The sequence below is a fragment of the Phocaeicola coprophilus DSM 18228 = JCM 13818 genome (assembly GCF_000157915.1).
GTDB lineage: Bacteria > Bacteroidota > Bacteroidia > Bacteroidales > Bacteroidaceae > Phocaeicola > Phocaeicola coprophilus.
Genome location: NZ_EQ973631.1, coordinates 260,888 through 269,673 on the forward strand (window position 1 = coordinate 260,888; position 8,786 = coordinate 269,673).

At 43.9% G+C, this 8,786-nt stretch carries 6 protein-coding genes and 1 tRNA gene; 5 read left to right on the top strand and 2 right to left on the bottom strand.

What is annotated here, in order from left to right; all coding sequences use genetic code 11:
- Positions 1-210: 210 nt before the first annotated feature.
- The gene (gene pnp, locus BACCOPRO_RS01560; RefSeq protein ID WP_008140258.1) at positions 211-2,370 is read right to left on the bottom strand and encodes a polyribonucleotide nucleotidyltransferase; all 2,160 of its coding nucleotides are present in this window, start codon (positions 2,368-2,370) and stop codon (positions 211-213) included.
- Positions 2,371-2,651: 281 nt separating this feature from the next.
- Between pnp and BACCOPRO_RS01565 the strand changes: the two genes are divergently transcribed.
- From BACCOPRO_RS01565 to BACCOPRO_RS01580, 4 genes are all read left to right on the top strand, one after another.
- Positions 2,652-3,803, top strand: coding sequence for a TlpA disulfide reductase family protein (locus BACCOPRO_RS01565; RefSeq protein ID WP_008140259.1), 1,152 nt, complete (start codon positions 2,652-2,654; stop codon positions 3,801-3,803).
- A 209-nt stretch (positions 3,804-4,012) separates the two neighbouring features.
- Entirely contained in the window at positions 4,013-4,477 is a 465-nt protein-coding gene (gene greA / locus BACCOPRO_RS01570) for a transcription elongation factor GreA (protein ID WP_008140261.1), read from the top strand.
- Between the two features lie 54 nt (positions 4,478-4,531).
- A complete protein-coding gene (locus BACCOPRO_RS01575; protein WP_008140262.1) occupies positions 4,532-4,939 on the top strand; it encodes an HIT family protein in 408 nt (135 codons plus the stop codon).
- Between the two features lie 158 nt (positions 4,940-5,097).
- Positions 5,098-7,401 (top strand): TonB-dependent receptor, encoded by a 2,304-nt coding sequence (locus BACCOPRO_RS01580; protein WP_373920399.1) that lies wholly within the window; start codon positions 5,098-5,100, stop codon positions 7,399-7,401.
- Between the two features lie 32 nt (positions 7,402-7,433).
- On the opposite strand, the gene BACCOPRO_RS01585 is transcribed toward BACCOPRO_RS01580, so the two are convergent.
- Positions 7,434-8,477 (bottom strand): mannose-1-phosphate guanylyltransferase, encoded by a 1,044-nt coding sequence (locus tag BACCOPRO_RS01585; protein ID WP_008140266.1) that lies wholly within the window; start codon positions 8,475-8,477, stop codon positions 7,434-7,436.
- Between the two features lie 184 nt (positions 8,478-8,661).
- Here BACCOPRO_RS01585 and BACCOPRO_RS01590 point away from each other — a divergent pair.
- A tRNA-Leu gene (locus BACCOPRO_RS01590) sits at positions 8,662-8,745 on the top strand.
- Positions 8,746-8,786 lie beyond the last annotated feature (41 nt).

Genomic DNA, 8,786 nt, shown 5'->3' on the forward strand with positions numbered 1-8,786 from the left:
ATAGTACTTTATTTCATACCTCTTATTAACCCGTTTTTATTCGTCTGTAGGAACTTTTAATAATCGTCTGATATGGGTTTCCTTCTGATGATTTATCTCCTTATAGGAGGAATTTATTGGGCATAAAAAAAGAGGCAACCTCATTCTGAATCTGAGGTGCCTCTTTAATAGATTGTTTACTGCTGTCAGTATGCTATTATGAAAAAGAAATTATTTCTTTCTTTCACGTCTCGGCTGACTTTCGTTCATACCTTCCGGTTTCGGCAGCAGAACTTTGTGTGACAACTTGAATTTACCGGTTTTCGGATCGATATCCATCAGTTTGACTTCAATCTCATCACCTTCTTTCAAGTTGGCTTCTTCTATTGTTTCAAGACGTTTCCAGTCGATTTCGGAGATGTGCAACAGTCCGTCCTTGCCCGGCAGGAATTCAACAAATGCTCCGTATGGCATGATTGAACGAACTTTTCCAGTGTAAACTTCTCCTACTTCAGGAACTGCTACAATGCCTTTGATCAGGCGGACAGCATCATCAATGCATTTCTTGTTAGTTCCTGCTATTTCGATGCGTCCTACACCATCTACTTCCTCAATAGTGATTGTTGCACCGGTTTCTTCCTGCATACCCTGGATGATCTTTCCACCCGGGCCGATTACAGCACCGATGAATTCTTTAGGAATAGTCATGGTTTCGATACGCGGAGCATGCGGTTTCAGGTCAGCACGCGGTTCTGCAATACATTCAGTCAGTTTACCCAGAATGTATTCACGTCCCTGCTTAGCCTGAAGCAGAGCTTTTTCCAGAATGTCATAAGTCAATCCGTCGCATTTGATATCCATCTGTGTAGCAGTGATACCATCACGAGTTCCAGTTACCTTGAAGTCCATATCTCCCAGGTGGTCTTCGTCGCCCAGGATATCAGACAATACAGCATATTTATCTTCGCCGGCATTTTTGATCAATCCCATTGCGATACCTGAAACCGGTTTCTTGATAGGTACACCAGCGTCCATCAGAGCCAGTGTGCCTGCACATACTGTTGCCATTGAAGAAGAACCATTTGATTCAAGGATATCTGAAACAACTCGTACGCAGTACGGATAATTTTCAGGAATCTGTCCTTTCAGTGCACGCCATGCTAAGTGTCCGTGACCAATTTCGCGGCGGCCTACACCACGCTGTGCCTTAGCTTCACCAGTTGAGAACGGCGGGAAGTTGTAGTGCAGCAGGAAACGTTCCTTATGCTGGTCGAGTACGTCGTCAACGATCTTCTCATCCAGTTTTGTTCCCAGGGTCACTGTACTGAGTGACTGAGTTTCACCACGGGTGAAGATTGAAGATCCGTGAGGACCGGGCAGCGGGCTGACTTCGCACCAGATAGGACGAATGTCGGTTGTTGCACGTCCGTCCAGACGTTTGCCTTCATCCAGAATGCAACGGCGCATAGCTTCTTTTTCCACATCGTGGTAGTAGCGGTCGATCATCGGGCCTTTTTCTTCGAGCTCTTCTTCAGTAAACTGTGCCTTGAATTCATCACAGATAGCGTTGAAGGCATCTTCTCTTTCATGTTTATTTTTGTTTCCTGATTCAGCGATAGCATAAGCTTTTGCATAGCATGCATCGTGAACGGCTTTGCGAAGTTCTTCGTCGTTTTCTTCGTGGCAGTATTCGCGTTTAACGGTCTTTCCAACTTCTTCCATCAGTTCCATCTGTGCTTTGCAGTGAACTTTGATGGCTTCGTGTGCAAACTTCATGGCAGCCAGCAGGTCTTGTTCTGAAACTTCTTTCATTTCACCTTCCACCATCATGATGTTTTCATACGTTGCTGCAACCATGATATCCATGTCGGCACGTTCCAGTGCCTCGAAAGTCGGGTTGATGACGAATTGTCCGTCAATACGTGCAACGCGTACTTCTGAAATCGGTCCGCCGAAAGGAATGTCTGAAACAGCCAGTGCAGCCGAAGCAGCCAGTCCGGCCAATGCATCCGGCATGTCAACACCGTCAGCAGAGAAAAGGATGATATTTACGTAAACTTCAGCGTGATAGTTGTCCGGGAAGAGCGGGCGGAGTGCACGGTCTACCAGACGGCAAGTCAGAATTTCGTAATCTGAAGCCTTACCTTCGCGTTTGGTAAAGCCACCGGGAAAACGTCCGAATGCGGAATATTTTTCTCTGTACTCTACCTGAAGAGGCATAAAATCTGTACCGGGAACTGCATCTTTTGCTGCACAAACAGTAGCCAGCAACATGGTGTTACCCATGCGTAGCATTACAGCACCATCTGCCTGTTTTGCCAGCTTTCCCGTTTCGAGTGTGATGGTTCTTCCATCACCCAACTCGATCGTCTTAACAATAGGATTGATCATAAAAAATTTTTTAATGTAATTTTCTTCTTAAAATACATGCAAAGATAGGCATTTTAATTTAGTAATGAGGAGAAAACGGATAAAACTTGCGTATAAATGCCTAAAAATCTTTTCTTGTACAGATTTGGGAATCCGGAAGGCCTGAAACGGGCAGGGCGGCTGCTTCTGTAAAAATCTGTGTAATCTGTGCTTAAAAACTTTGTGAACTCGTGAAAAGCCGTATCTTTGCACCGAAAATGTGAATGTATGTATGAAATAGACAAATAATGAATTGTTTAACAATGAAAAAGAAAAGTGCTTATATTCTGACGGCATTGTTGGCAGGCAGTTTGGTGGCTTGTCAGCAGGAACCAGTCTTTCAGATAGAAGGCGAGGTGTCAGGCGCTGCTGACAAAACCTTGTATTTGGAGCAATCCGGTCTGGAAGGAATTGTTTCTCTTGATTCCGTAAAGCTGGATGAAGATGGTTCATTCCGTTTTACAGGAGCCCGTCCTGCTTCTCCCGAGTTTTATCGCCTGCGTGTAGACGATAAGGTGATTAATTTCTCAGTTGATTCTACTGAAGTACTGAAGCTGCATGCCGGATATGACAACTTTCCGACAGGTTATCGTATAGAAGGCTCCGAGAATAATGTTAAGATTCAGGAACTGGTATTGCTGCAGGCTGAGTTGCAGGATAAGGTGAATCAGCTGGGTCGTTCCGGACTTCCCGTGGGAGTGATCCGTGACAGTCTGACTCATCTGGTTGATGCCTATAAGGATAATGTTTCGCGCCAGTATATTTTTGCTGCTCCGAACCGCACTTATGCTTATTTTGCCTTGTTCCAGCAATTGAATGGAATGATGATCTTTGATCCGCTGAGCGATAAGAATGATGTGAAATGCTTTGCGGCGGTTGCTACCAGTCTGAACAATCTCTATCCGCATGCCGACCGTTCCCGCAATCTTTACAACATGGTGATCAAAGGTATGAAGAATACCCGTACCCCCCGTCAGGAGAACGTACTTGAGATACCGGAAGACAAGATTACCGAGGCATCTATCATCGATATTGCTTTGCCGGATATTCAGGGAAACATCCGTCGTCTGACAGACCTCAAGGGAAAAGTGGTGGTGATTGACTTTACGGTTTATAACAATACCGCATCTGGTGCACGTAATCTGTCTCTTCGCGAGTTGTATAATCGTTATGCTTCCCAGGGACTGGAGGTTTATCAGATATCGCTGGATGCAGATGAACATTTCTGGAAGACTTCGGCAGACAATCTGCCCTGGATTTGTGTACGCGATCCTCAAGGAGTATATTCTACTTATCTAAGCCTGTATGGAGTAACAGGGTTGCCTGCTATGTTCCTGGTGAACCGTTCCAACGAACTGAGCTTGCGTGTGGACGAGAAGACAGACCTGGAACAGGCAATTAAAAATTTATTATAACATGTTGGAAAACATGCTAAAATACCAACGATGCAGGCTTGACTGATATTATAAAAAGCATTACCTTTGCAAAGGTGAATAAAAAAGGGTTCCGACGCTCTCCGTTGTGTGTCGGAATTCTTTTTCTTTTATGCCGTTTTCTTTCCGATACAAGGAAAGGGCTTATATTGTGAATTTATTAATAACGAAAAAATAGGAGGAAAAATTTTATGGCTTATATGTCAGAAGAAGGCTATCAGAAACTGGTAGCTGAGTTAAGATACCTGGAGTCAGTGGAACGCCCGAAGGTTGTTGCAGCAATTGCTGAAGCACGTGATAAGGGTGACTTGTCTGAGAATGCAGAATATGATGCTGCGAAAGAAGCTCAGGGTCTTCTGGAAATGAAAATCAATCAGCTGAAGGCTACCATCGGGGATGCCAAGATTATTGATACATCGAAACTGAAAGCTGATACGGTACAGATTCTGAGCCGTGTGGAATTGAAGAATGTCAAGACTGGCATGAAGATGGCTTATACTATCGTATCAGAAAGTGAAGCTAACTTGAAACAAGGTAAGATTTCTGTCACTACTCCGATTGCACAGGGATTGTTGGGCAAGAAAGTAGGTGATGTTGCTGAAATCACTATTCCTCAGGGAAAAATCAGCCTTGAAATAACTGGTATATCATTTTAACTGAAGGGCAGGTCTGCGCATGTAGGCTTGCCTTTCTTTATATATTTAGACAATATGGCAACAATATTCAGTAAAATCATTGCAGGTGAGATTCCTAGCTACAAAGTGGCTGAGGATGAACGTTTTTATGCGTTTCTTGATATTAACCCTCTGGTTAAAGGACATACGCTGGTTGTTCCCAAACGTGAGGTAGATTATATCTTTGATTTGTCTGACGAAGAACTGGCTGCGATGCAGGTATTTGCTAAGCATGTGGCTGAAGCCATTCAGCGTGCTTTCCCGTGTCGTAAAGTAGGACAGGCTGTTATTGGTCTGGAAGTTCCTCATGCACATATTCATTTGATTCCGATCCAGAAAGAGTCGGATATGCTGTTTTCCAATCCGAAATTGAAGTTGGAGCCGGATGAATTTGCGGCAATAGCTCAGGCGATCGCTCAGGCCTGGACTGAAGGAAACAAATAAATTTTTTCTCCATAAGTTATACATCACAGAAGGCGTGTCTGGATTATTGCCGGCACGCCTTTCTTTTTGTCTTTTCTTGATTTATGAAACAGCGGATTGTTGTTGTGTTATGTTTGTTCTGGCTCTTCTTGTCGGGGATATATGGACAGAATTATCAGATGAAGGGGACAGTAATAGACCGTTCTACCCGTCAGCCTCTGGAGTTTGTCAATGTACTTGTCGTCGGGTTGGGAACAGGTGCTTCTACAGATGCAGAGGGGAATTTTACCATTTCTAAGCTTCCTCCCGGAATCTATCGCCTGCAAGCTTCTGCATTGGGTTATAAAACGGTTCTGACGTCCGAGTATCGGGTGAATCATATTACGCCTCACATTCAAATTGAAATGGAGGAGGAGAGTGCTGCCCTGGCTGAAGTCACCGTGACAGCGTCTCCTTTTCGTCGCGTAGCAGAGAGCCCCGTAAGTCTGAGGGTTATCGGCCTGCAGGAAATAGAAAAAGCACCGGGAGCAAACCGTGATATTTCTCGGGTTGTACAGAATTATCCGGGGGTGGCATTTTCTCCGATCGGATATCGGAACGATTTGATCGTCAGAGGTGGTGGCCCTTCCGAAAACCGTTTTTATTTGGATGGGGTAGAGATCCCGAATATTAATCATTTCAGTACTCAGGGAGCTTCGGGTGGTCCGGTGGGACTGATTGATGCGGATTTGATACGCAGTGTCAAGTTTTATAGCGGGGCTTTTCCTGCAAATCGCGGAAATGCTTTGAGCTCTGTACTTGATTTCAGTCTCCGTGACGGAGATATGGAGCGTAATTCCTTGAAAGCTACATTGGGAGCTTCTGAAGTGGCTTTAAGTTCCAACGGACATCTGGGAAACAAGACCTCCTATCTGGTTTCTGTTCGTCAGTCTTATCTGCAAATGCTGTTCAAGGTGCTGGGATTACCTCTTCTGCCGGCTTATACGGATGCATCTTTCAAGGTGAAAACCCGGTTCGATGCCCGGAATGAGTTGACTGTTCTTGGTTTAGGAGGTATAGACCGGATGAAACTGAATTTTGATATAGATGGCGAGGATGCTGAATATATATTAAGTTATCTTCCTAAAATCCAGCAGGAGACATTTACACTGGGAAGTGTCTACCGGCATTATGCGGGGCCGCATGTACAGTCTGTAACTCTTAGCCATAGTTATCTGAATAACCGGAATCTGAAATACCGGGACAATGATGAGAGTTCACCTGACAATCTGACTCTCCGGCTTCGTTCCATAGAGCAGGAAACCAAACTCCGTATGGAAAATACTTCCACCTGGAACACCTGGAAAGTTAATGCCGGAGTGGAGTTGAATCAGACTCATTACACGAATGATACCTATCAGCAGATTTTTATAATAGATACATTGTCTGTTTATAATTATCACACTTTGCTGAATCTTTTTCGTTGGGGTGTTTTCGGTTCGGTAGGATATACCAGTTCAGATGAACGTTTCAGTGCTTCTCTGGGATTACGAAGTAACGGTAATAATTATAGCGGACGGATGAAGAATATGCTCAGGCAGCTCTCTCCCCGTTTATCGCTTTCGTACCGGTGGCTGAAAAATTGGAGTATAAGCGGACATTGGGGACTTTATTATCAGTTGCCTCCGTACACTTCGCTTGGCTTTAAGGACCGGGAAGGTATATGGGTGAACCGCAATCTGGATTATCAGTCTGTATCTCAGGGAAGTTTGGGTATTGCCTGGAATCCGGACAGCCGGATGGAAGTGTCTGTGGAAGGCTTTTATAAAGATTATAACCGGATGCCTGTTTCTATGGCAGATGGTATTCCTTTGGCCTGTAAGGGAAATGACTATGGAGTTGTTGGCAATGAGAGGCTGGTATCTTCGGGAAACGGCCGTTCCTATGGTGTGGAGATTATGTTCAAATGGCTGTTACAGCAGAAACTGAATTTGTCTTCTTCCGTGACGATTTTTAAGTCAGAGTTTCAGGATGGAACTACCGGCCGTTACATACCTTCAGCCTGGGATAATCGTTTTATCGTAAATGTCAGCGGTACATATAATCTGCCTCGTCAATGGAGTGTCGGCATGAAAGTTTGTTGTATCGGAGGATCTCCATATACTCCATACGATGAGGACAAATCATCTTTAGTCGAAGCCTGGAATGCACAGGGAAAGGCTTATTATGATTATAGCCGTTATAATACGGAACGCTTGCCGGCTTTCGGGCAACTGGATGTAAGAGTGGATAAAACTTTCTATCTGAAAAAATGTATGCTGGGGTTCTATCTGGACATTCAGAATGTGACAGGTAGCAAGTTGCGTCAGCCGGATGTCCTGATGAGTATGGGCGAGATTGCTAATCCTGAAGCTCCGGCTGCCGAACAACGCTATGTTATGAAGTCTGTCCGGCAGGAGAGCGGAACTCTGCTTCCCACATTGGGGATAACTTTTGAATATTGATATCTGAATAGATGAAGAAGAGAAGTGCTCCGTCAGGAGTACTTCTCTCCGAATTTCATTTCGGCATCATTTACGAATTTGCGAATAGCATTCTGATCATCCTTCTTGCAGATCAGTAATGCGTTTCCACGGGCTGCAATCAGATATCCTTCCAGATCCTGTATGACAGCAAGTTTATCTTCAGGCAGCATGATGATATTATTCTTGCAATTATAAAGTAGCGTATTGCTGTTAATGATTACATTCTGGTTTGAGTCTTTTGGGGAAGCATCATATAAAGCCTCCCAGGTTCCCAGATCTGCCCACCCGAAATCACATAGTTGTACATATACGTTGTCTGCTTTTTCCATAATACTGTAATCTATGGAAATATTGGGGCAGGCAGAAAAGTCGGGAGTGTCACATTCTACATGTGGACAAACTTCAGACATCATGTCATGGAAAGCCTTTAATATGGTATTGACGTGCCAGATAAATATACCCGAGTTCCAATAAAATTCATTACTCTGTACAAAGATCTCGGCAAACTCTAAGGCTGGTTTCTCAATGAATGTCTTTACTTTATAAAAGTCTTCTTCTTTTTCTTCGTCAATCTGAATATAGCCGTATCCGGTTTCCGGACGTGTTGGCTTGATTCCTATTGTAATCAGTTTATCTGACTTGGAAGCAAACTCCAAACCATGAAGAATGGCTCTTTCAAAGTTTTCCGTTTTCAGGATCAGATGATCGGAAGGAGCAACGACGGTACAGGCATTCGGATTAATTTTCTGAATAATATGTGAGGCATAGGCAATGGCTGGTGCTGTATTGCGTTGTTCTTCTTCAATGACCAGCTGTTCTTCCCTGATTTCAGGGAGCTGTTCCATGACCAGCTCTTTATAGCTACAATGTGTTGTGATAAAAATGTTTTCAGGGGGAATGATTCGTCTGTATCTTTCATAAGTCTGTTGTAATAAGGTCTGGCCGCTTCCAAAGAAATCAATAAATTGCTTGGGAAGCGATTTGCGGCTGTACGGCCAGAAGCGGCGTCCCATTCCGCCTGCCATGATGATGCAGTAATAATTGCTGTTGCCCATGATTGTAGTAGTATTATAAACTCACCGCTAAGTTAGCCTTTTTTTGAAAGAATGCTTCTAAAAGCTTCCTAAATAGTGTTAGTGAAATATTTTTTTTAGTTTTTTGTTGTAAGTTTTGTAGTTTCAGAAAAAAGCATTACCTTTGCACTCGCAATCAAGAACAAGAGTGCTTGTTGATAAGTTTGCCCAGATGGCGGAATCGGTAGACGCGCTGGTCTCAAACACCAGTGGAGTAACATCCATCCCGGTTCGACCCCGGGTCTGGGTACAAGAAAAAAAGTCTAAGTATCTAATTTCAGATATTTAGAC

What these genes read in the sequence shown, in the direction of transcription:
- pnp (WP_008140258.1), bottom strand. Translation starts at nt 2,370, where the DNA reads ATGATCAATCCTATTGTTAAGACGATCGAGTTGGGTGATGGAAGAACC.
- BACCOPRO_RS01565 (WP_008140259.1), top strand. Translation starts at nt 2,652, where the DNA reads ATGAAAAAGAAAAGTGCTTATATTCTGACGGCATTGTTGGCAGGCAGT.
- greA (WP_008140261.1), top strand. Translation starts at nt 4,013, where the DNA reads ATGGCTTATATGTCAGAAGAAGGCTATCAGAAACTGGTAGCTGAGTTA.
- BACCOPRO_RS01575 (WP_008140262.1), top strand. Translation starts at nt 4,532, where the DNA reads ATGGCAACAATATTCAGTAAAATCATTGCAGGTGAGATTCCTAGCTAC.
- BACCOPRO_RS01580 (WP_373920399.1), top strand. Translation starts at nt 5,098, where the DNA reads ATGAAGGGGACAGTAATAGACCGTTCTACCCGTCAGCCTCTGGAGTTT.
- BACCOPRO_RS01585 (WP_008140266.1), bottom strand. Translation starts at nt 8,477, where the DNA reads ATGGGCAACAGCAATTATTACTGCATCATCATGGCAGGCGGAATGGGA.